At 45.3% G+C, this 22181-nt stretch carries 21 protein-coding genes; 13 read left to right on the forward strand and 8 right to left on the reverse strand.

The genetic code is table 11. The annotated features are described in order from the left end of the window. Positions 1-109: 109 nt before the first annotated feature. Positions 110-409: a helix-hairpin-helix domain-containing protein gene (locus tag AB4507_RS16070; protein WP_017060617.1), complete on the forward strand. Its 300-nt coding sequence runs from the start codon at positions 110-112 to the stop codon at positions 407-409. Here AB4507_RS16070 and rrtA read toward each other — a convergent pair. Then, positions 400-948: a rhombosortase gene (rrtA, locus tag AB4507_RS16075; RefSeq protein ID WP_017060616.1), complete on the reverse strand. Its 549-nt coding sequence runs from the start codon at positions 946-948 to the stop codon at positions 400-402. The two genes, AB4507_RS16070 and rrtA, sit on opposite strands and share 10 nt — an antisense overlap. A gap of 9 nt (positions 949-957) precedes the next feature. On the opposite strand from rrtA, the gene AB4507_RS16080 reads away from it, so the two are divergent. Then, complete coding sequence (locus AB4507_RS16080) at positions 958-1557, forward strand: tRNA-uridine aminocarboxypropyltransferase (RefSeq protein WP_017060615.1); 600 nt, start codon at positions 958-960, stop codon at positions 1555-1557. A gap of 26 nt (positions 1558-1583) precedes the next feature. Here AB4507_RS16080 and AB4507_RS16085 read toward each other — a convergent pair whose 3' ends face one another. The 3 genes from AB4507_RS16085 to AB4507_RS16095 all read right to left on the reverse strand — a co-directional run bounded on the left by AB4507_RS16085 (position 1584) and on the right by AB4507_RS16095 (position 5144). Further along, positions 1584-2927, reverse strand: a complete 1344-nt coding sequence (locus tag AB4507_RS16085) for an anti-phage deoxyguanosine triphosphatase (RefSeq protein ID WP_372182957.1) — start codon at positions 2925-2927, stop codon at positions 1584-1586. 55 nt (positions 2928-2982) lie between these two features. Then, entirely contained in the window at positions 2983-3567 is a 585-nt protein-coding gene (gene yfbR, locus AB4507_RS16090) for a 5'-deoxynucleotidase (RefSeq protein WP_017060613.1), read from the reverse strand. A gap of 344 nt (positions 3568-3911) precedes the next feature. Next, the gene (locus AB4507_RS16095) at positions 3912-5144 is read right to left on the reverse strand and encodes a pyridoxal phosphate-dependent aminotransferase (RefSeq protein WP_017060166.1); all 1233 of its coding nucleotides are present in this window, start codon (positions 5142-5144) and stop codon (positions 3912-3914) included. Between the two features lie 296 nt (positions 5145-5440). Between AB4507_RS16095 and AB4507_RS16100 the strand changes: the two genes are divergently transcribed. From AB4507_RS16100 to menE, 6 genes are all read left to right on the forward strand, one after another. Beyond that, positions 5441-6748 carry an isochorismate synthase MenF gene (locus AB4507_RS16100; RefSeq protein WP_004736095.1) on the forward strand — a complete coding sequence of 436 codons (1308 nt, stop codon included), beginning with the start codon at positions 5441-5443 and terminating at the stop codon, positions 6746-6748. Next, positions 6745-8469: a 2-succinyl-5-enolpyruvyl-6-hydroxy-3-cyclohexene-1-carboxylic-acid synthase gene (menD, locus tag AB4507_RS16105; RefSeq protein ID WP_372182960.1), complete on the forward strand. Its 1725-nt coding sequence runs from the start codon at positions 6745-6747 to the stop codon at positions 8467-8469. Before AB4507_RS16100 ends, menD begins: the two co-directional genes overlap by 4 nt. 9 nt (positions 8470-8478) lie before the next feature. Next, complete coding sequence (menH, locus tag AB4507_RS16110) at positions 8479-9276, forward strand: 2-succinyl-6-hydroxy-2,4-cyclohexadiene-1-carboxylate synthase (protein WP_372182958.1); 798 nt, start codon at positions 8479-8481, stop codon at positions 9274-9276. A 105-nt stretch (positions 9277-9381) separates the two neighbouring features. Beyond that, positions 9382-10248, forward strand: coding sequence for a 1,4-dihydroxy-2-naphthoyl-CoA synthase (menB, locus tag AB4507_RS16115; RefSeq protein WP_017064079.1), 867 nt, complete (start codon positions 9382-9384; stop codon positions 10246-10248). 75 nt (positions 10249-10323) lie between these two features. Continuing rightward, the gene (gene menC, locus AB4507_RS16120; protein ID WP_017060171.1) at positions 10324-11331 is read left to right on the forward strand and encodes an o-succinylbenzoate synthase; all 1008 of its coding nucleotides are present in this window, start codon (positions 10324-10326) and stop codon (positions 11329-11331) included. A gap of 64 nt (positions 11332-11395) precedes the next feature. Then, positions 11396-12832: an o-succinylbenzoate--CoA ligase gene (gene menE, locus AB4507_RS16125; RefSeq protein ID WP_017060172.1), complete on the forward strand. Its 1437-nt coding sequence runs from the start codon at positions 11396-11398 to the stop codon at positions 12830-12832. Between the two features lie 124 nt (positions 12833-12956). Here menE and nagE read toward each other — a convergent pair whose 3' ends face one another. Further along, positions 12957-14402 (reverse strand): N-acetylglucosamine-specific PTS transporter subunit IIBC, encoded by a 1446-nt coding sequence (gene nagE / locus AB4507_RS16130; RefSeq protein ID WP_017064077.1) that lies wholly within the window; start codon positions 14400-14402, stop codon positions 12957-12959. A 193-nt stretch (positions 14403-14595) separates the two neighbouring features. Between nagE and AB4507_RS16135 the strand changes: the two genes are divergently transcribed. Next, on the forward strand, positions 14596-15474 hold the full coding sequence (locus AB4507_RS16135) for a LysR substrate-binding domain-containing protein (protein WP_017064076.1): 879 nt from the start codon (positions 14596-14598) through the stop codon (positions 15472-15474). Between the two features lie 106 nt (positions 15475-15580). Further along, positions 15581-15748 (forward strand): hypothetical protein, encoded by a 168-nt coding sequence (locus AB4507_RS16140; protein WP_017060175.1) that lies wholly within the window; start codon positions 15581-15583, stop codon positions 15746-15748. Positions 15749-15881: 133 nt separating this feature from the next. On the opposite strand, the gene AB4507_RS16145 is transcribed toward AB4507_RS16140, so the two are convergent. The 3 genes from AB4507_RS16145 to AB4507_RS16155 form a co-directional block, all read right to left on the reverse strand. Further along, positions 15882-16802 (reverse strand): YeiH family protein, encoded by a 921-nt coding sequence (locus AB4507_RS16145; RefSeq protein WP_017060176.1) that lies wholly within the window; start codon positions 16800-16802, stop codon positions 15882-15884. 146 nt (positions 16803-16948) lie between these two features. Next, positions 16949-18823 (reverse strand): MFS transporter, encoded by a 1875-nt coding sequence (locus AB4507_RS16150; RefSeq protein WP_372102835.1) that lies wholly within the window; start codon positions 18821-18823, stop codon positions 16949-16951. Positions 18824-18840: 17 nt separating this feature from the next. Further along, on the reverse strand, positions 18841-19431 hold the full coding sequence (locus AB4507_RS16155) for a TetR/AcrR family transcriptional regulator (protein ID WP_017064073.1): 591 nt from the start codon (positions 19429-19431) through the stop codon (positions 18841-18843). A 196-nt stretch (positions 19432-19627) separates the two neighbouring features. On the opposite strand from AB4507_RS16155, the gene AB4507_RS16160 reads away from it, so the two are divergent. The 3 genes from AB4507_RS16160 to AB4507_RS16170 form a co-directional block, all read left to right on the forward strand. Further along, the gene (locus AB4507_RS16160; RefSeq protein ID WP_372182959.1) at positions 19628-20536 is read left to right on the forward strand and encodes a Tim44 domain-containing protein; all 909 of its coding nucleotides are present in this window, start codon (positions 19628-19630) and stop codon (positions 20534-20536) included. 502 nt (positions 20537-21038) lie between these two features. Continuing rightward, entirely contained in the window at positions 21039-21548 is a 510-nt protein-coding gene (locus AB4507_RS16165) for a helix-turn-helix domain-containing protein (RefSeq protein WP_372083516.1), read from the forward strand. Continuing rightward, a partial coding sequence (locus tag AB4507_RS16170) for an IS3 family transposase (protein WP_372182961.1) occupies positions 21545-22181 on the forward strand: 637 nt, incomplete at its 3' end. The genes AB4507_RS16165 and AB4507_RS16170, both read left to right, overlap by 4 nt.

Below are 22181 nucleotides of genomic sequence, written 5' to 3' on the forward strand. Positions count from 1 at the left end.
TGTATAACGAAGCGGGTCACTTAGGTGATCCGCTTTATTTTTATCTGGTGATTGTGTTATCTAGCGCGGCAAATGCATAAGTTACGTTTTTTGAACAAAGGAACTATTTATGCGCACGATATATTCAACACTAATTCTTTCATTTCTGATGCTCTTAAGCCCTGCCGTGTTTGCAGACAGCCCAACCAAGGCTGAGCTTTACGAAGGCATTGAGATTACGGTCAACATCAATACCGCGACGGCAGAAGAACTTTCAGCACTATTGGTTGGCGTGGGTGACAAGAAAGCCAAAGAAATCGTCGATTACAGAGATCAGAACGGGGCATTTACTACTGCTGATGATTTGGTGAGTGTCAAAGGGATAGGTGAAGCGACGGTTGAAAAGAACCGCGAAAGAATTCAACTTTGACCCGTTTTTCTACTTGTTAGAAATGAAGCGATAGATATGAAGCCTCCGGCCAATGCACCTGCTAGGTGGGCTTCAATCGCGATACGAGCATTAATCAGTTCACCAGTCGTGCTAGAAGGGCCAATAAGCTGCTCCCAAGCGATTTTAGCGACTAATCCGAATACTAACAGCCAACTAGACTTCCTGCCGTTTAAAGCCTCTCTGAGCGCGAATAAGCCAAACAACCCATGCAAAGTGCCCGATAGGCCAACGTAGATCTGAATACTTGAAAACAACAGAGCGACGCCAGTCACTAAACTGATCACAAGCAAAGCAACAACAAGCTGTTTTTTACTCGGTTGAAACAGGTAGCTGATGATCCACAAGCCTGCTAGATTCATCAGAAGATGCGAGTAGTTGGTATGTGAAAAGTTTCCTGTTAGGATTCGCCACCATTGCCCATCGGCAATCGCATTGCTATCCCAAACGACCCAAGCTTGTATTGGCTCAAATTGGAATAAGACGCATAAAAGTGAAATGAAAATTAAAACAGGGTACACATTAAATCCATGTCTCGTTATTGCCCCCAATGCAGCAAGGCTTTGAAAGCTTGTATTTGTCAGTGGGTTACACCACTCGAATCGAATGTTGAGCTTATCATTCTTCAGCACCCATCAGAAGAGCATCGTCCGATGGGAACAGCGCGTATTCTCTCGTTATCTCTTAATAACAGCGTGACGTTTGTTGGCGAAGACTTTTCAGACAACGAACAACTCAACGCATTGTTGTGCGATGAACAGTATCAACATGTGATTTTATACCCAAGCGAAAACTCTGTTTCAGTTGAGTCGGCGACATCTCCCAATAAGAAGCTGCGTGTGATTTTATTGGATGGCACGTGGAAGAAAGCATTCAAGATGTGGCAAGTATCGAGTAACTTGCATGCGTTGAACACGGTTCATTTACCGAAAGATCTCAAGGGTAATTACCGAATTCGCAAAGCACCCAGTGAAAATAGCCTTTCAACCGTTGAAGCTGGCTATCATTTACTTAGCTTGTTAGAGCGTGATGGCGACTTTAGCCCTTTGCTAACGGCATTTGACCAAATGATTCAGTTTCAAATCAATCAAATGCCGCCGGGCGTGTTTGAGAAAAACTACTTAGATTAAGCCGTTTTAGTAAAGTGAGTCAGGAATTAAAACTCGGTATGAGCTGAGAACAGTTGCTGATGCATTTTCTGCGCAAGATCATCAGTCATCGATGAAATGTAATCGGCTATCACGCGCATTTTTCGAGACTCATCTTGATGTTGTAGCCATTGCTTCTTGATGGGCAGTGGCAGCAAGCGTTCAGGATCTGCGCTGAATGCTTCAAACATATCCATGATGATCTGTTGACCTTTGTATTCGATGACCTGAACCTGTGGCACTTGAATAACGAACTCGCTGACAAAGTGTTTCAGCTTATCGAGTGTGCCGTCCATGCTCGGCTCGAGCACCGCATTGTAAGCCAACAGTACATTCTCAAAGTTAGCCTCCACTCGCTTAATCGAGATACTGGTCAACAGTGCGTTGACTATCCCACCAATCGCATCCTTTCGACGATACTGTTCACCAGAGAAAAGCATCTCTGTAATTGAATCTAGGTGTTCACAAATCCATGGGTCGGCCATCTCTTTCAGTTGAGGGTAAGCCGATTCGACCCACTGAGCTTTGGTCACAGAGCCAAGCACAATCGCATCTTCTAAATCGTGCACGCCATACGCGATGTCGTCAGCAAGTTCCATGATCGAACAATCCAGTGACTTATATTTGGTCTTGTTGTGCTCAAGTGGCTCGGTATGCATTTTTCTTTTCTGTTTTAGGAGCTGTTGGTCGCTGCTTGAAAGCGGTTCAAGCACCCAGTTAAACAACTCTTCATCATGATCGTAGATGCCTTTTGCTGGCATCCAATCTTTAGCTCGGAGTTGTCGTTGATGCTTAACGGGTTCAGACTGCAATTTAGCTTGAACCTCACTCAGCAGAGAAGGGTACTTAATTAGACCTAACAAAGTGCGTCGAGATAGGTTCATCCCGTGATGTTCAGTGTAAGGTTCTAGCTGTGTGACTATGCGAAACGTTTGAGCGTTGCCCTCAAAGCCGCCGTGGTCGTGCATCATGTAGTTGAGTGCGACTTCGCCGCCATGTCCATAGGGTGGATGACCGATGTCGTGAGCCAAACACAGTGAATCAATCAAACTGTCTGAGGGTAATAGGTCTCGAAATTCGGGCTGCTTTTTCTTCAGTTGAGCGACGATACCGGTGCCAAGCTGAGCGGCCTCAAGAGAGTGGGTAAGGCGCGTTCGGTGAAAGTCGTTGACCGTGGTGCCATGGATCTGGGTTTTCGCTTGTAAGCGACGGAAAGCAGCAGAGTGAAGCACGCGCGCACGGTCACGCTGATACGGGCTGCGGTGGTCATCCCGTCTTATTTTATGTTCATCGTCATTTCGATGCTGCCATTCTTGTTCGAGTACAAAGGGTGGTTCGAGTTGAGAATTCAAAATAGCACCTATCAAATTGATTTTATTTAGCTAATTAAAAACAACTTATACCCAGCTAGCTTATCTCGTCTAGTGATAATTCAAAGCTCGGTGCGAATGTGGTGAGAAAGTAGTCCATTTCTGGGCTTTTGCGTTGTTCGAGTGTCTCTTCCAATCGGCGCTTGGCTTGCTCGTATTCATGATTGCCCGCACTGAGCTCTTCCAAGCATTTCAGGTACGCACAGATAGTATCTGCCTGCTTGACGATGCTTTGCTCTTCTTTACTCGCAGTACCAGATATTAAGAAGGGGGCGAAGTCGTCTCTGAACTCTTCTGGCAACATCGAAAGCAGTCTTTGTTCTGCCGCGGCTTCTATCTTCTTATACTCTTGTGCAATATCCGGGTTGTAGTATTTAACTGGCGTTGGCAAATCACCCGTCAGTACCTCACTGGTGTCGTGGTACATGCCAAGCAGAGCAATGTGCTCGGGGTTAAGCTGACCATCAAACTTCTTGTTTTTGATCAGTGCCAAGGCGTGTGCCACGAAAGCAACCTGTAGGCTATGTTCTGAAATGTTCTCGCTTGATACCGAACGCATCAGGGGCCAGCGTTGAATTAGCTTCATGCGTGCGAGATGGGCAAAGAAATGGCTCTGTTTCATAAATGTCCTTATAGTACCAATCGTAGTAAATAACTGGTCATCCTAGCTTGTTAAAAAACTCGATAACTATGTTAGAATTTTTGATTGTAGAATAACTACTTATCGAAGCTGCTTGTCGAAAAGAGCTGCCTTGTTCTCAAGCTTTTTCCCTACGCTATTTCTGAACACTTACTTACTGTGATTGGTATAAACAATACTCCACTCGTATCTTGTGTTTGCACAGGGATACGAGACAGCGGATACAAAAAAGGCTCCTAAACAGGAGCCTTTTAAGCATAGAAGTGAATGAATACAAGTTAAAGTCTTTTAAAACAGCAAATTGTAGCCATCTTTCTTTGTGCTCATTAACCTTCGATGAGGTCGTCTTGGCTGTAAGTCTGTAAGAAGCGCTCTAAACGACCAATTGCGATTTCTAGATCTTCGATGTGCGGCAGAGTCACGATACGGAAGTGATCCGGTTTCGGCCAATTGAAGCCCGTACCTTGAACCAATAGCACCTTCTCTTGCTTAAGGAAGTCGAGTACAAACTTCTGATCGTCTTTGATGTTGTACATGTTGGTGTCGATTTTAGGGAACAGGTACATTGCACCTTTCGGTTTCACACAAGAAACGCCAGGGATCTTGTTGATCAGTTCCCATGCACGGTCACGCTGTTCAAGCAGTCGACCGCCTGGAAGAATCAGCTCATTGATACTCTGATAGCCACCGAGTGCGGTTTGGATAGCGTGTTGCATCGGAACGTTGGCACACAAACGCATTGAGGCCAGCATTTCTAGCCCTTCTACATAGCCTTTCGCTAGGTGTTTAGGGCCTGTTAAGAACATCCAACCACCACGGAAACCACATACACGGTAAGCTTTAGATAGGCCGTTGAACGTGACCATTAATACGTCTTCAGCAAGCGTTGCCACTGAAGTGTGTACCGCACCGTCGTAAAGTACTTTGTCGTAGATTTCATCGGCGAAGATGATCAAACCGTGCTCACGAGCAATCTCAACCACTTGTAATAGGAAATCACGGCTGTATACCGCGCCTGTTGGGTTGTTCGGGTTGATAAGAACGATGCCGCGCGTCTTTGGTGAGATCTTCGCGCGCATGTCGTCTAAATCTGGATACCAATCAGCATCTTCATCACACATGTAGTGAACCGGTGTACCACCAGAAAGCGCAACAGACGCTGTCCATAGTGGGTAATCCGGAGCGGGAACTAAGATTTCATCACCATTATCCAGTAGCGCTTGCATAGACATAACGATAAGCTCTGATGCGCCGTTACCAATGTAAACGTCTTCTACATCAAGGTTACGTAGGCCTTTTTTCTGGTAGTGCTGAACAACCGCTTTGCGGGCTGAATAGATGCCTTTTGAGTCGCAGTAACCTTGAGATGTCGGTAGGTTACGGATTACGTCAACAAGGATTTCATCAGGGGCGTCAAAACCAAATGGGGCGGGGTTACCAATATTAAGCTTCAGTATTTTATGCCCTTCTTCTTCCATGCGCTTAGCATGTTTGAGTACAGGCCCCCTGATTTCGTAGCATACGCTGTTGAGTTTTGACGACATCCCGATATTTTGCATTGCCGATTTCCTGAAATTAATTTAAATACTTTATTAAAGTACCGCAAAATGGCGTTTGATAGAATAAAAATCTGATGAATGTCGCATTTCAGTATCACGTTTAGCCTTTTTGTTGTCACTCTTTTCTAAATTTTAATTAATCGCTTTCTTGGTTATTGGCTAAGATGAATAAAGGGGCGGGATCGCTTAAAATCACAGGAATGTTGAAAAGATATAGTACATTCTTGATCTAAGTGGGTACTGCCCATAAAGTATCAAACTAATATAATAATAATTTAGATGTGAACGAGGTCGATTTGTCACATTTCCAGCAAACTATCTCCGCTTTGATTGAGCGAGTACAAAATGCCCAAGCAAGTGAAGTTCGTTGTGTTGAAGTTCTAACGCAAAAACCATCGTTTGCATTTATAGAATGGCTTCATGCTCAACCGCTCTTTCCAAAGTTCTACTGGCAGTCACGTGACACTCGTGAAGAGGTCGTCGCGCTCGGTCAACTGCACACTTTTTCTGATCCCGCTCCCGCGTACGCAATTCTTGGTGAAGACCAACGAATCTGGGGGGGACGTTCATTTGATGGGCATACCGCAAAGAACCGTCGTTGCATGGAATCGTTTTTCTTCCTTCCTCAGGTTGAATTAATCCGCTTTGACGACACTTGGTCGCTAGCGGTTAACTTGTCTCCTGATCGCGTTGCCTCCATTAATGCTTTGAATAAGCTTTCTGTAGAAGCGGCGATATTGGCACCTTTGTCGGCGCACATTGAACAGATTAACCACGTTCCAGAACGAGAACAGTGGGGTAATTTGGTCGATAAAGTGCTTCAGGGCATTAGCGACGAAGAGTACAAGAAAGTGGTTTTAGCGCGTAAAACCACACTGCAGCTTGATGCGCCAATCTGCGCGGCTCAATTACTCAAGGCAAGCTATCTGCAAAACCATCACAGCTTTCACTTTATGTTGGTATTGGATTCTAAACACAGCTTTATTGGCTCAACGCCAGAGCGTTTGTATAGCCGATATGGGACAGAGCTTGATACTGAAGCTCTAGCGGGAACCATTGGTCGCGGAGAAAACGCGACAGAAGATATGGAGTTAGCGAACTGGCTTTCTCAAGACAGTAAAAACCTCAATGAGAACCAGTATGTGGTCGATGACATCATTGAGCGCCTCACTCCTCATTCTCAAACGGTCCATGTTGAAAAGGATACGCGTCTTGTGCGCTTGCGTAAGGTGCAGCATCTTAAGCGTAATATCCACGCTCAGCTTAATAATGGCGTTAACGGTGTACAGTTGCTTGCTGCATTGCAGCCGACTGCTGCGGTGGCGGGTTTACCGCGTAAAGAGGCCATGGATTTCATTCTTGAACACGAACCGTTTGCGCGAGGCTGGTATGCAGGTTCTGTTGGCTATATCAGTCATCAGAGAGCGGAGTTTTGTGTCGCGATTCGAAGTGCGCTAGTTGTAAACGATCAAGTACAGCTGTTTGCTGGCGCAGGGATCGTGCCGGGATCGGTTGCCGAGCATGAATGGCAAGAATTGAACAAGAAGATGTCGACTTTACTCAGCTTGATTTCGGATCACCCGCCGTTGGGTGTGGCGTCATGAATCACGACCAAGCCGTATTAAATAGAGTTTGGAGTCACACATTACTTGAAGAGCTAGCACGCAACGGTGTTGAACATGTTTGTGTCGCACCGGGCTCACGCTCAACACCATTAACTCTCGAAGCGGAAGCTAATCCCAAGTTAACCTTACATACGCACTTTGATGAGCGTGGTCTTGGATTCTTAGCTTTAGGTTTAGCTAAAGCCAGTGATAAGCCAGTTGCCGTGATTGTTACCTCTGGTACTGCTGTCGCTAACCTTCTTCCTGCGACGGCTGAATCTGGGCTGACACGAGAGAAGCTGATCTTGCTGACCTCTGATAGACCCATCGACTTGGTCGACTGTGGTGCCAATCAAGCGATTCAGCAACAGGGTATCTTTTCTTCCCATGTTGAAAGTGCTTTAAACTTACCAAGCCCTAGTACACAAGTTTCTCTGAATTGGTTACTGACATCGGTTGATCACGCCCTAGTGAAACAACGCAATGTTAGTGGTGCGGTTCATATCAACTGTCCGTTCCCAGAACCTCTATATTCTGCGAATAGCGCGGAAATGTATGCGGAATACACATCCAGTGTCGCTGGGTGGAAATCGGGAGGAGGTTGTTACAGCCAAACGTTTTTACCTAATCAAGTGAACACACAACCGATTGCTCCAGGTGAGTATCTTGGACGTAAGGGTGTGGTTATTCTCGGTTCCCTCGATATTGAACAAGCGACAAAAGCTCAGCAGTTTGCCACTGCATTAGGCTGGCCAGTTTTTTGTGACCCTCAATCAGGTGTCACAAGTGATTGGAAACATTATGATCTGTGGATGCAGAGTGACGTACCGAAAGAACAACTTAACCAATGTGATTTTATCCTTCAGTTCGGTGAGCGCATTGTTTCTAAGCGCCTTAATCATTGGATAAAGTCGCAAGCATCATCATTCTGCTCATCACAATATATTGTCGTGTCACCAGATACGCACCGAATCAACCAAGATCATCTGCCTCAAACCCATATCGTTGCTGATATCGAGTCATGGGTGTCAGAGCAGCATTTACCCATCTTGTTAGGCCAGCATGCAGGTTGGGCGGCTCCTTTAATCGAGGTCGCAAATACTGTTCAGCAACTCGCCCTCGCGCAAATATCCAACAATGACCAATTGACGGAACTCAGTGTTGCCGTTGACTTGTCGTCTAGACTTAAAGGTAGAGAGCTATTTGTGGGAAATAGCTTGATGGTAAGGCTGGTGGATATGCTGTCATCAATATCTGCGAATCAAGTTTACAGTAACCGTGGTGCATCGGGCATTGATGGCTTGGTGGCGACGGCTGCGGGCGTGGTGAAAGCCAACCAGAATCCTTTGTTGATGTTGATTGGTGATACCTCTTTGTTGTACGACCTCAATTCACTGGCTCTGCTGACTCATAATTTAACGCCGATGGTTATTGTTGTGACCAACAATGACGGTGGTGCGATCTTTGACTTGTTGCCGGTACCAGAGCAGCAAAAACAGTCACTTTATCAAATGCCTCATGGTTTCAGTTTTGAACACGCTGCTGCGCAATTCCAGCTTGGTTATGCGGCGCCAGAAACTTTGAATTGCTATCAAAACATTATCGAACAACATTTCGAACAGGGTCAGGGTACCTTGCTCGTTGAAGTTAAGACGCCTCCCGAACAGGCGTCTACTTTGCTGAAACAATTCAGTTCAATGCTCACCGAGGCATTAGCCTAAGGACTTTACATGCTTTACTCCGATTATTACCCAGCTGTACAAGATTCTTCTGACAAACCTTTGCTTGTTTTCTTACATGGTTTACTCGGAAGCGGGGATGATTGGAGTGCATGCCACCCCTTCCTCGAAGACTTTCCTCGTCTTTGCATAGATTTGCCCGGACACGGACAAAGCCGGTTTATCGACCCTGTAGGCTTTGATCATTGCTGTACCAAGATAGTTCAGTGCATCACATCCCAACTGGCTCTCAACGATCTTCCTGCCGATTATCCTATCGTGGTGATTGGGTATTCTATGGGCGGAAGGCTCGCTATGTATGGGGTGACAAGCCCTTGCTTTGAGGCACTCAACCTAGAGAAAGTCATCATTGAAGGTGGCAACTTTGGCTTGGAATGTGATGAAGAAAGAGCACAAAGGTTAGTACACGATACGCAATGGGCTGTTCGCTTTGCACAGCAGTCGATTGAAGATGTTTTAGACGATTGGTATCAACAAAGCGTCTTTTCTTCACTAAATCATGAGCAAAGACAAACTTTGGTCATAAAGCGTAGTGGTAACCTTGGAGTATCCGTAGCAAATATGTTGTTATCTACTTCGTTAGCTAAGCAACCGGATTTACGTGCCACATTGAAATCTCATGAGCATTTATTGCATTATGTATGTGGAGAAAAAGATCGTAAATTCATGGAGCTAGCTGAGAATAGTGGCTTTGAATATAGTCAGGTGGATTACGCGGGTCATAATGTTCATTTTGAGCAACCAGAGATGTTTTCAAATCTGATCATCCAATGTATCGCCAGTCGTTGATGAACTGACTGAGCGAACCTCTCGTATCAAGCGCTATAGAAAGCAGAGCAACACCGTCGCGACTCTACGCTAGTCGCGCTCTCTAATAGAACAATGGGAATCATCATGGCTAAAACAGTAGGCATCACAGAAGAAGAACTTTACGCAGCCGTTAACTGGCGCGATGAAAGCAGTCAATATGAAGATATTCAATACCACAAGTCTGATGACGGTATTGCGAAAATCACGATTGCTCGCCCTCAAGTGCACAATGCGTTCCGTCCACAAACCGTAAAAGAGATGATCAATGCACTGGCTGATGCTCGTTATGACGAGAAAGTTGGCGTAATCATTTTGACTGGTCTTGGTGAGAAGGCGTTCTGTTCTGGTGGTGACCAAAGTATCCGTGGTGACTACGGCGGTTACCAAGATGACTCAGGTACGCACCACTTGAATGTACTTGATTTCCAACGTCAAATTCGTACTTGTCCAAAACCAGTTATCGCAGCGGTATCGGGTTGGGCAGTCGGTGGCGGTCATGTACTTCACATGATGGCAGACCTTACTATTGCAGCTGAAAACGCGCAGTTCGGTCAGACGGGTCCTAAAGTGGGTTCTTTCGATGGCGGTTGGGGTGCTTCTTACATGGCTCGTATCGTTGGTCAAAAGAAAGCACGTGAAATCTGGTTCTTGTGCCGCTTCTACGATGCACAAGAAGCACTGGACATGGGCCTTGTAAACACCGTTGTTCCTGTTGCTGACCTAGAAAAAGAGACAGTTCGTTGGTGTCGTGAAGTGCTTCAACACAGCCCAATGGCACTGCGTTGCTTGAAAGCGGCACTGAACGCTGACTGTGATGGTCAAGCAGGCTTACAAGAGTTGGCTGGTAACGCAACCATGATGTTCTACATGACAGAGGAAGGCCAAGAAGGCCGCAACGCATTCAACGAGAAACGTCGACCGGACTTCGACAAGTTCCCGCGTAATCCATAGTCTTTCTCCTCTTCAAAATGAGTCGCTAATAGCGGCTCGTTTTGTTTTGATGTTCCCCGTTTTTTAGGAAACTTTATGAACTCAGTGAATTCTCAGCGTCACGCTAAACTTTACCGTTATCAATTACCTATGGATAGTGGTGTGGTTCTTCGTGACAATAAGTTGAACGAACGTGTTGGCTATATCATCCAACTTGAGTGTGATGGTAAAACTGGTTTTGGCGAAGTTGCGCCTTTGCCCGGTTTTAGCCAAGAAGATGCCGAACAAGCTGGCATTCAGCTTCAACACGAATTAGAGCTTTGGAGCCACAATAAGCCTCAAACGCCTTTCGACGAGCTGTATCCTTCTGTCGCGTTTGGCTTTTCAATGGCGATGATGGAATTGCGAGGCGATCTTAACGCTCAAGGTAACTACCAAGCGGCGCCTTTGTGTACAGGCGATCCAGATGAACTGATTCCTGTATTGAATGAGATGGTAGGCGAGAAGGTCGCGAAAGTGAAAGTCGGCCTCTACGAAGCGATTCGCGATGGCATGTTGGTTAGCTTATTCCTTGAGTCGATCCCTGATTTGACTCTAAGACTTGATGCCAACCGTGCGTGGAAGCCAGAGAAAGCGAAGCAATTCATTAAATACATTTCGCCGTCAATGCGCCAGCGTATAAGCTTTATCGAAGAGCCTTGCCAAAAGCCAGAAGACAGTTTGGCCTTTGCCATTGACCATGGTGTGGCGATTGCGTGGGACGAGACACTGCAAGAAGCGGTGCGCAGCCCGGAATTTGATCTTAGCGACCTTACTGGTGTTAAAGCAGTCGTGATCAAGCCAACTCTTATTGGTTCTGTCGAGCGTTGCGTGGCAATCATTGAGCGAGCACAGAAGCTTGGAATGAAACCTGTATTGAGCTCAAGCATTGAGTCGAGCCTTGGCTTAACTCAGATTGCTCGTCTGGCGCAGCAATATTTGCCAAATGAAGTGCCGGGGTTGGATACGATTGGCTTGTTCAAGCAGCAGCTAGAGGTTTCTTGGCCGGGCTGTCAGTTGCCTGTCTCTACGCTTGAAAAGCAACAATTGATTTGGTCTTCTTAGACCGAGCTATTTGAATGGCTATTTAGTTAGCTTAACAAGTTCTTAATCTATTTTTGGTTATCATATGATGCGCCCACAATCTAATCATCCCCCGCTCTGGGTAAAGTGGGCGCAGCAAAACCCACTTCAACCAGCGTTAGTGACCACTCACCGCACTTATACTTGGCAGCAAGTGTTTGTGTTGGTTAGTGAGTACCAACAACAGCTATCTCATCAAGGCCTATCTGAAGGTGATGTACTGACGATTGTTGGTAAGAATCAAGCTGAAGTGATCCCTGTTTATCTTGCCGCACTCAATTTGGGTGTGGTTTGTGCGTTTACGATGCCTCAGCCTAGTTTACGCCTGAAGCAAAAGCTCGATTCCTTATATCAAGCAGATCAACAGAGCTACCTTTGGCTCTTGGGCAATAGCGGAATAGAGCAATCAGAGACTGCCGATTTGAATACTCAGTTGGTGACCTTGCCTTGCCTAAGTGAACTGAAGTTTGATGGTGATGATGAGCAGATAACGACACCTCAAGAATCCAATTTCAATCCGCAAAATCTAGCGAGCATCGTATTCACTTCAGGTTCTACCGGAAACCCAAAAGCGGTCGCTCATACACTTGAGCAGCACCTATGCTCTGCGTCAGGGCTGCTTGAGGTGTTTCGTTATCAACAAGGTGACACGTGGTTACTGAGTTTACCTATGTACCATGTGTCGGGGCTGGCGATAGTTCATCGTTGGTTGGCGGCTGGTGGTTGCATCAAAATAGGCACAGGTCAGCTTGAAACCGATATAGAAGAATGCAGTCATGCTTCATTGGTCGCTACTCAACTACATCGATTGTTAAAGAGTAAGCAAGCACTTACTTTAACGCATGTACTTTTGGGTGGTAGTCATATACCAGAAGCACTTGGGCTCGAAGCTCAACAAATGGGCATCGAAACATGGCTTGGATACGGCATGACTGAAGCGGCTTCAACCGTGACCGCGAAGCCCGTTGATGCCGGCAGCACCGCCGGTTTTGTCCTTAACCATCGCCAGCTAAAAATTGAAGAACAACGTATCTTTATTGGTGGCGAGACGCTCGCGTCCGGGTATTACTATCAAGGTAACTTAACGCCATTAGTTGATAAGAGCGGTTGGTTTGATAGCAAAGATCTTGGTGAGTGGCTTGGCGAACAAGTGTCGATTATTGGCCGTGCCGACAACCAGTTTATTTCTGGTGGTGAGAACATTCATTGCGAAGAAATTGAGCGAGTACTCAATCAATTGTCTGAGGTTAATCAGGCTTTTATTGTTCCCATTGAAGATGATGAGTTCGGATTTCGACCTGCAGCGATTGTCGATTGTGCTGAGTTGCCAACCAAAGAGTGGTTTATCGAGCAGTTAACTGGTCGTCTTGAACGGTTCAAATTTCCTATTGAGTATTATCGAATGCCTCAGCAGGAACAACATGGTATTAAGGTTTCGCGCGCTGGATTGGCGCAGTGGTTACAGCAGACCCGTTCTAAATAGAGCGAAGAGCAATAAAATGAAGCGCAATACACGGTGACTAGTCGTAATTGCGCTTCAGGGGGTTGTGACGGTGGTGAAGCCGTCACAAATTCTAATTATTTATCGTGTCATTCAAGATTTGGCGTTAAGCGAGTGCCTTCTTCATTTGTTCAGCGACTTTATCTACCTTACCTAGACCAATGATAACTTGTAGACCACCTTTCCCAACCGGTACCACACCTGCCGCACCGAGTTTCTTCAGTTTCTCGCTGTCTGCTGCACCTGAGTCTTTCACAGTTAAGCGTAGACGAGTAATACAGTTATCGACTTCTAGAATGTTGTCTGCACCGCCAACCGCTTCAATGTAGCTGTTGGTTAGGTTAGCCAATGCTTCTGGCGTTTCAGTTTCTTTTTCTGCTTCCATCTCTTCACCACGACCTGGAGTACGTAGGTTGAACTTGATGATAGCGAAGCGGAAAATACCGTAGTAAAGCGCGAAGAACACCACACCTTGAACCAGTAGCATGTACCAGTTAACCGCGAGTGGGTTTTGGCTTGATAGTACTAGGTCAACGAAACCAGCAGAGAAGCCGAAGCCTGCCATCCATTCCATGCTTGCTGCAATGTAAAGCGATAGGCCTGTTAATACTGCGTGCAGTAGGAACAACACGGGTGCTAGGAACATGAAGCTGAATTCTAGTGGCTCTGTGATACCCGTGAAGAATGAAGCCATAGCTGCCGCAAGCATGATTGCGAATACTTGGTTTTTGTTTTTCGCATCAGAACAGTGATACATCGCCAATGCTGCTGCTGGTAGGCCAAACATCATGATAGGGAAGAAGCCCGCTTGGTACATGCCAGTTTTACCTGGAATACCCGTACCGTTAGCGATAGATTGCGCGCCGCCTAAGAAGTTTGGAATGTCGTTAATACCAACAACGTCGAACCAGAACACAGGGTAAAGAGCGTGGTGCATACCTACTGATAGGAACAAACGGTTGAAGAAACCAAACAGACCAGCACCCACCGCACCCATGCTTTCTAGTTTAATACCCAGAACGATCAGAGCGTCGTAAACAGCTGGCCAGATGTAAAGTAGAGCAAAAGAGAGAGCCATACCTGCGATTGAGGTCAGGATAGGAACCAAACGCTTACCGCTGAAGAACGCTAGAGCTTGAGGAAGTTCAACCGTTGAGTAGCGGTTGTAGATCTCAGCAGAGATGATACCCACAATGATACCTACGAATTGGTTGCTGATTTTGCCAAATGCCGCAGGCACTTCACTGAGTTCAACATCCATTAACTGAGCAACAGAGCCCGGAGCAAGTAGCGTGGTGACGACGAGGAACATCACAAAGCCAGACAGTGCCGCAGAACCATTCTTATCACGGCTCAAACCAAATGCGACACCCACCGCGAATAGAACCGCCATGTTGTCGATGATCGCGCCACCAGATTTGATCAAGAATGCGGCTAAGATACTTTCAGAACCCCAACCAACAGGATCCAACCAATAGCCGATCCCCATAAGGATTGCTGCAGCTGGCAGTGTGGCTACGGGAACCATCAATGCCTTACCTACTTTTTGCATATACCCGAGTATATTCATATGTGCCCCTAAGTTTGTAATTAATTTTTTTAATGTTTCTGCTCGTCAACGTATGGAGTCAAATATTGATCGAGGCAGGATTTTAAGTAACTGCGGTTATTAAAAACTTATTTCTTGATGCAAACAAACGAAACGGGTAGTAGTATGAATTAAAATTTTTAATGCATGAGTTCGTATGGCTAACCATCAATCTTTACTTAGAAATCTTCATACTTTTAATGTTGCTGCAGAGAAAATGAGCTTTACGCTAGCGGCTAGAAAGTTGCATTTGACTCAGGGAGCCGTTAGCCATCGAATCAAAGTGTTAGAAGGTGAACTCGGATTTAACTTGTTTGTGCGAGGGACTCGTAAATTGGAACTAACGGAAGAAGGTCAGCGCTTTCAACGAACGTTATCCAAGTCGTTAAGCTCTATTTTTGGTGAGATCGAAGACATTACCAACACAGACTTGTATGGACAGATCAATATCGGTACCAGTCCTGCATTTGCCAACAGTTGGTTACTGCCGAGGTTGGCTGATTTTAAACAGCGATACCCAAAGTTTAATCTCAATATTTTCTCGCAAGAAGAGCAGGATTTTCATCAAAATCATCTCGATGTCGCTATTTACTATGGTGCTGAAAATCTCAAAGACATGCATCGACAGCGCCTGTTTGGTGAAAAGTATATTCCGGTATGTACACCGAGTTACGCGGCTGAACACGACATCTTTGATGATGGCTTAGAATCGCTGCACCGGATTAATTTCATTCATGCACTAGGGTCAGATGTATGGCAGCGTTGGATTAAACACCACGGCTTAGATGTGAACTTGTTTGAGCAATTTTACTGTGTGAGCCACCGGGATATGGGCGTAAGAAGTGCCCTCAGCAATATCGGTGTCGCGATGGGGCGCTATCATTTTGTTAAGCAGTATGTTCAGACTGGTGAGCTGATAACACCTTATCCGAGCATGGATACAGACCAAGGGTATGACTTAATCTGCCCGCTAGGCACGGAAAAACGCCCTAAGGTAAGAACCTTTATTAAGTGGTTAGAAGGGCAGTTGCGCTAGGTTAGTTAATTTAGCAATTAGATAGTTCAAAACAGAATTTATTATCTTTATAACCATCCATCATAATAAGCCATATAAATAACGGATTATAGAATAAGGTCTTATTATGAAAATTGCCCTCACCATTGCGGTTTTACTGCAGATAGGCCAAGCAATCATCTCGTCAGGGTTGACTCGTTCGTTGGCTGAGCTCACCGCATTTGTGTTGGTTGTGGTACTTGTTTTAATGAAAAGAGAGAGCAAGAAGAGTGATAAGCCCCTGTTTGATTCGTGATTGTTACAACAAAGAATACCCTTACCACAAACGATAAAGGCAAAGCCCATTGGAGCTTTGCCTTTTTGTTTTTCTGCTCGCTAACCCGAGTGTCTAGGTAACCAGACAATCATCTAAAGCGTTTCTATGCGGGCTAAGCGAGAGTTAACCACGCCAATGAACCCGTTGAGATCATGACCCACATTGTAATACCAAACATCAGTGGTTTCGGCCCTGCCGCTTTTAACTTCTCAACTGAAATACCACAGCCAATTAAGAACAAACACACGACCAGTGCTCGCTTAGACACATCAAAGATTCCTTGATAGACCATCTCAAATTGTGGCAGTAAGTCACTCACCGCGATAGCGGCGCAATAGAAGAAAATGAAGTAGGGAACCGTAATCTTCTTTTGATCGTTCTTGAAGATCATCGCACTAATTAAAGCGATTGGGATGATCCAAAGTGCGCGAGCGAGCTTCAATGTTGTCGCTGTCGTCAGTGCTTCTTCGCCATACGCTGAAGCTGCACCTACTACAGAAGACGTATCGTGAATCGCTATCGCTGCCCAAGTACCAAATGTTTGTTGGCTGAGCTCAAGCGCGTGACCAATCATCGGGAATAAGAATAGAGCAACCGAGTTCAACACGAATACGGTGGCTAATGCCAAGCCAATCTGTTCATCGTCTGCTTTGATCGCGGGTGCCACTGCTGCTATCGCGCTACCACCACAAATCGCGGTACCAGAAGATATAAGATAGCCCGTAGTGCGGTCTAGCCCCATTTGTTTCGCCAAGAACCAACCAATGACTAATGTACCGATAATCGTCGTTACAATGAGCCCAATACCATCGCCTGTTACTGCTAATGCTTTTTCAAACTGAATACCAAAACCCAAGCCAACAATAGAGTAGGCCAGTAGCTTTTTGGTAAGCTTGCCGACTTCCAAGTGTTCAGGGACTAATCCTAAACTAGCAAGCAGGAAACCGATAACCAGGGCTGTCGGTGAGCTAACCCAAGGCGTTAAGCAAAACAGTGCAGCAAGATAAAATGGAACGGACTTTTTTAGGTTCATTGTATTTAGAGTCTTGTTTTGTTGTGGCGTTATTGTGATGAGACCACTATACGTTCAATAAAATGATAAGTAAGTCTAAATGAATTGAACAAACGTTAAGGAAAACTTAACGCTTGTTCAACTGATATGAATAAAGGGCTGGTTAACTAGCGTAATGATCCGCGAAGGTCAGAGACTGACTGTCGAAGCGTTTCACAAGAGGCTTGTTTAGGTGAAATCGGCTCGCCAGCTTCTATCTCTAGCTTAGTCCAGAAGCGAGTGGGTAACCCTTTGCAGGCACGGCCTTTGTAACGACTAAAGTAGCTACCCCATAATCCTTTAAGAGCCATAGGAATCACTGGGACAGGGGAACGTTTGATGATCAGCTCCATACCACGCATGAACTCAGCCATTTCGCCATCAGAGGTGAGCTTTCCTTCTGGGAAAATACACACGATGTGACCTTCATGCAGGGCACGCTCTACTTCTTTGAAAGCGTTTCGAATCGAGTTGCGGTTGGTCGCGGAGATTGGAATCACCCCAGCTCTTTTCAAGAAGCGTCGAATTGGCGGCAACTTGGTGTAATCCTCTTCCATCACAAAACGGATCAAGCGAGGGCAAACCGCACTCAGCAGCAGTGCATCCATATAACTCACATGGTTGCAGACAATCAACGCACCGCCCTTTTCTGGCAGGTGATGTAAGTTCTTATGTTTAACTCTGTACATGGTGTGAGTGACCACCCACGTAAAGAAGCGGAAAGCGTAGATAGGCACCTGATAAAACAGGTACAGCATCACCAAAGTGTTGCCCACTGCGAGCAAGATAAACAGCTGCGGAATTGAAAGATCTAGAACACTAAGGCAAACAATACCTAATACCGCACTTCCCACCATGAACAGTGAGTTGTAGATATTGAGCCCGGCAATCACTTGGGCACGCTCGTCGGGCTTGGCACGTAACTGCATCAGTGAATACAGAGGAACAATAAAGACACCGCCAGAGATACCCAGAAGCAGAAGGTAAGCAAACAGTGGCCACAGCTCTGAGTAGGTTACGAATTGATGGAAAGAACTAAAGTCAGGCAAAGACTCCGGGATGGATATCGCCATCAGAAGACCGAAGATCGAGATACCTAAGCTGCCCATTGGCACGATGCCGATTTCAATTCGGTGATTAGATAACTTATCGCAAGCTAAAGAGCCGATTGCAATGCCTACCGAGAATAGTGCCAGTAAAAAGGCGACGGAGCTTTCAGTGCCGTTTAGATGCAGTTTAGTGAAGTTGGGAAACTGAGTTAGGTAAGCCGCACCAAGGAACCAGAACCAGCTGATAGACATCAGTGCTTGAAAGGTCGGGCGGTCTTTTTTTGCAATCGCCAGTGTCGCGCGGGTCAGTTTTACAGGTTGACACTTTACTTTAAGGTCTGGTGCATTACTTGGCGCTTGTGGGATAAAGCAGCTTGATACATAGCCAAGCACGGCGAACGAAACAATACACACCGCAGCAATGAGCTTCGCGCCTTCTTCAGATGCAATGATGCCTGCGCCTAGAGTACCAATCAGGATCGCTAAGAATGTACCTGTCTCGACGAGAGCGTTACCAGATACCAGTTCTTTTGTTTCTAACTGCTGTGGAAGCAGGGCATACTTCACCGGACCAAAGAAAGCACTCTGCGTTCCCATAAGGAACAGGAGCAGAAGTAATATTCCGTAGCTTTCGTAGATAAAACCGACCGCACCCAGTGACATGATCACTACTTCGAGGAGCTTAACTTTACGGATAAACCACGATTTTTCGTATTTGTCAGCCAGTACACCGGCTAAAGCAGAGAATAGGAAGAAGGGTAAAATAAAAAGGCCAGCGGCCAAATTAATGAATAGATTGGTGGAAATAGGCAGCGTGTCTACGCTTGCGAAAGCAACAAACAGTAACAGGACATTTTTGAATATGTTGTCGTTAAAGGCTCCTAGAAATTGGGTAATAAAGTAGGGTAGGAACCTTTTTTGCGTTAACAGCGAAGATTGGCTGCTGTTGTTCATTGTCTTTCCTTGGATGATTACCAGTTGGTTAAGTAGTTTGAGACTAGGTTATTGATCAGCTCTTTACCATCAATAGGCTCAGAGGCGAAAAATTTATCATCAACGCTAAGTAGAGTAATTCCGTGTACTCCAGACCATAATACACGGCTGGCTTTAACGACTTCGCTTTTCGTATGTTCAGGAGCAATCGCTACTAGCAACTGCTCTAGCATGCCTGTCATTCTATCGATGCGGTTCGATTGCCATTCAGGAAGGTTTTCACCGTTCATGTTGTGCTCAAAGATAAGTTGCCAACGGTGAGGGTGTCTCTGTGCAAAATCGTGGTAGCAGTAGGCAAGGTTGAATAGAGCTTGTTGAGGGTTGCTCGATTGTTCAACAGCTGCAGCGGATTCTGACGCCAGTTCATCTAATGTTTGAGCAACAACATGCAATAGCAATAGGTTGTAGTTGCCGAATACATTCACCAAGGTACTTGGAACATAACCAATCATATTGGCGATTTTACGTAGACTTAGCTCGTGATAAGAGTGCTCTTCTAAGAAGTCGGTTACCGTTTTTAAGGTTAATTGCACTAATTGTTCGCGAGTATGATCGTTTCGTCTTGCCATGGGTACTTTCTATTAAATGAACATCGTTCAATATTTTAATGCTGCCCTTGAGTGCCGTCAATCCCTTCACTAGTTTAGTAATCAATTAATAGCCGCAATATTATGATACATGTGTAAACGTCGTGAATATTTCATTGTTCTTTGTTAACGAGTATGATTAAGGTGTCGAAAGATAAAAAACCTATAAAGGATAATAATGAAACGATTTTTCTCACTAGTCGCGATCCTGTTGGTAACAGTCGCGGTGACGCCAATCGCGGAAGCGAAAAAGTTTGGTGGTGGTAAGTCATTTGGCAAAAGCTTTAAAACGGCTCCAGCACCAAAACAACAAAACACGAATTCGATCCGTCAAGATCAAACAGGTAAGAACACAGCAGCTAACTCTAGCAAGAAAGGCCTTATGGGCGGTCTGCTAGGTGGTTTACTTGCTGGTGGTCTTTTAGCTGCATTCTTTGGTGGCGCATTTGAAGGTATCCAGTTCATGGATATTCTGATTATGGGTCTGATTGCTTTCCTAGCGTTTAAATTCCTACGCGGAATGTTGGGTGCGAAGCAGGGCTCAATGAATCAGCAGAATGCACGTGGCCAACAGCCAGCATTCGGCGGCATGGGTCAGAACAAGTTTGAACAACCTAAGCAACAACCAAATGTTCATAACTTCGAGCAAGCACAACCTCAATCACAAGGCACTGCTGGTGGCTTCGGTTTTGGTGCACAAAGCGATGTTCCACATAACTACCCACCGGGCTTTGATCAAGCGGCATTCATCAACGGTTCTCGTGAGCACTACCGTACACTGCAAGGTGCATGGAACCACAATGAGCTAAACACGATTGAAGAATACGTATCTCCAAGCCTATTTGAAGACCTAAAAGCTGAGCGTAATAAGCTAGAAGGTGATCAGCACACAGACGTAATGTACGTTGATGCTGAAATCGTTCGCGCAGACCACGATGGTAGCAAAGCACAGCTAAGCCTTCAGTTTAGCGGTCGTTACCGTGACACAGCGGATGGCGTTGAAGAAGATATCACTGATATCTGGCATCTAGAGCGTGACCTAACAACTAACAATGCACCATGGTTAATTGTTGGTATTCAAGGTTAATTCCAGGATTTAACTCAACATCAATAGGATGTAGTTATTCGGAATAACACCAAATAATAGAAAGCCCCTGCTGAGAAATCAGCAGGGGCTTTTTTGCGTCTAATGATATGTATCTTAGTTAAAGATTGGATTAACCTGAGACTAACTAACTGATTTTATTTGGATGTAATGAGTAATGACAAAGTTCTTTGAACCCGTATTGGAGCCTGAGGTTACTTTGCAGCAGAAACAGATAATTGCGAACGAATGCGAAGAACATATATCGACCCATTGTTTAGGCTGCGCTGCTTATCTGGCTTGTGAGCGTCATGCAGAAGTATGGGATCACTGATGTTTGAATGGGCTAGATCGCTTAGTTATTTGTAGTAGCGGGTTAGTGTTTAGGAAGTTGAGGGTTGTTTTAGAAGACACGTTTAGTAAGAGATAAAGCTCAGAAACGAAAAAAGCCAACTCAATTGAACTGACCCCCAATAGTTGGACACCAATTATTGGGGGTCTTTTTATGTCCAAATATAGCCGAGAGCTAAAATGTATCATTGCTAGGCAATACTTAGATGGCACGTCATCTCTCTACTTAGCAAAACAATATTCAATTTCTTCAAGACAGATACGGTATTGGGCTCAAGTCTTTGCCATCCATGGTGCTGATTCATTTTTACCAACTAACCAAGCGGTTACTGCGCAGACAAAACGAAAAGCATTGAATTTAATGTGGACGAATGAATGGTCTCTCACGCACACTAGCGCAGTATTAAACCTCTCATCCCCTGGGATACTCTCTGTCTGGCTCAAACGATTTAATGAGCACGGTATCAAAGGGCTCAAAATGCGCCAGAAAGGAAGACCCTCAATGAAACAGCAACCTCAACGTACCACTAAGCCTGATGATGAAATGACACTTGAGGAGCTAAAAGAGGAGTTGGTCTATTTACGAACCGAGAATGCCGTTCTAAAAAAGTTGGAAGAGTTGGAGCAGGAAAAAAACCGTCGAACAAAGAAAAAGCGGTCATAGCTCTAACTCTTAAAAGCAAATACCCGTTAAAGCACTTACTGCACACTCTACAGCTGGCAAAAAGTGTCTTTTATTATCAGGCTCAAACGAGCAAGCGCCCAAATAGCTACGAACGTGAGCTGCGGTTGATAAAGTCAATTTATCATGAGCATAAGGGGCGATACGGCTACCGCCGAATTCACTTGGAACTAAAAAATCAGGGGTTCGAGCTTAATCACAAAACGGTTCAAAGGCTTATGGCTCAGCTCAACCTTAAATCGACGGTCAGGATTAAAAAGTATCGTTCATATCGAGGAGAGTCTGGAACAGCAGCTCCTAACGTGCTTGAAAGAGATTTTAGTGCGACTCAACCCGATGAAAAATGGGTAACTGATGTCACGGAGTTCAAAGTAAAAGAGCAGAAAGTATACTTGTCTCCCGTTGTCGACTTGTTTACTCAGGAAGTGGTTGCTTATAGAGTGGCTAAAAATGCCTGCTTGCCGCTTGTCACGGATATGCTGACGGAAGCCATATCAAAGCTTAAACCCAACTCAAAGCCAATTATACATAGCGATCAAGGTTGGCAATATCGCCATCGACAGTATCAAAAAAAGGTAGCGGAGAGTGGGTTAACGCAAAGCATGTCGAGAAAAG

The sequence above is a fragment of the Vibrio sp. 10N.222.54.A3 genome (genome assembly GCF_041474095.1).
Lineage (GTDB): Bacteria > Pseudomonadota > Gammaproteobacteria > Enterobacterales > Vibrionaceae > Vibrio > Vibrio crassostreae_C.

Excerpts from the sequence above, each read along its gene's own strand:
- menD (WP_372182960.1), top strand. The coding sequence starts at position 6,745 with ATGAATCACGACCAAGCCGTATTAAATAGAGTTTGGAGTCACACATTA.
- yfbR (WP_017060613.1), bottom strand. The coding sequence starts at position 3,567 with ATGAAACAGAGCCATTTCTTTGCCCATCTCGCACGCATGAAGCTAATT.
- AB4507_RS16070 (WP_017060617.1), top strand. The coding sequence starts at position 110 with ATGCGCACGATATATTCAACACTAATTCTTTCATTTCTGATGCTCTTA.
- menB (WP_017064079.1), top strand. The coding sequence starts at position 9,382 with ATGGCTAAAACAGTAGGCATCACAGAAGAAGAACTTTACGCAGCCGTT.
- menH (WP_372182958.1), top strand. The coding sequence starts at position 8,479 with ATGCTTTACTCCGATTATTACCCAGCTGTACAAGATTCTTCTGACAAA.
- AB4507_RS16140 (WP_017060175.1), top strand. The coding sequence starts at position 15,581 with ATGAAAATTGCCCTCACCATTGCGGTTTTACTGCAGATAGGCCAAGCA.
- AB4507_RS16135 (WP_017064076.1), top strand. The coding sequence starts at position 14,596 with ATGGCTAACCATCAATCTTTACTTAGAAATCTTCATACTTTTAATGTT.
- AB4507_RS16145 (WP_017060176.1), bottom strand. The coding sequence starts at position 16,802 with ATGAACCTAAAAAAGTCCGTTCCATTTTATCTTGCTGCACTGTTTTGC.
- AB4507_RS16080 (WP_017060615.1), top strand. The coding sequence starts at position 958 with ATGTCTCGTTATTGCCCCCAATGCAGCAAGGCTTTGAAAGCTTGTATT.
- AB4507_RS16165 (WP_372083516.1), top strand. The coding sequence starts at position 21,039 with ATGTCCAAATATAGCCGAGAGCTAAAATGTATCATTGCTAGGCAATAC.
- menC (WP_017060171.1), top strand. The coding sequence starts at position 10,324 with ATGAACTCAGTGAATTCTCAGCGTCACGCTAAACTTTACCGTTATCAA.
- AB4507_RS16150 (WP_372102835.1), bottom strand. The coding sequence starts at position 18,823 with ATGAACAACAGCAGCCAATCTTCGCTGTTAACGCAAAAAAGGTTCCTA.
- AB4507_RS16155 (WP_017064073.1), bottom strand. The coding sequence starts at position 19,431 with ATGGCAAGACGAAACGATCATACTCGCGAACAATTAGTGCAATTAACC.
- menE (WP_017060172.1), top strand. The coding sequence starts at position 11,396 with ATGATGCGCCCACAATCTAATCATCCCCCGCTCTGGGTAAAGTGGGCG.
- AB4507_RS16160 (WP_372182959.1), top strand. The coding sequence starts at position 19,628 with ATGAAACGATTTTTCTCACTAGTCGCGATCCTGTTGGTAACAGTCGCG.
- AB4507_RS16095 (WP_017060166.1), bottom strand. The coding sequence starts at position 5,144 with ATGCAAAATATCGGGATGTCGTCAAAACTCAACAGCGTATGCTACGAA.
- nagE (WP_017064077.1), bottom strand. The coding sequence starts at position 14,402 with ATGCAAAAAGTAGGTAAGGCATTGATGGTTCCCGTAGCCACACTGCCA.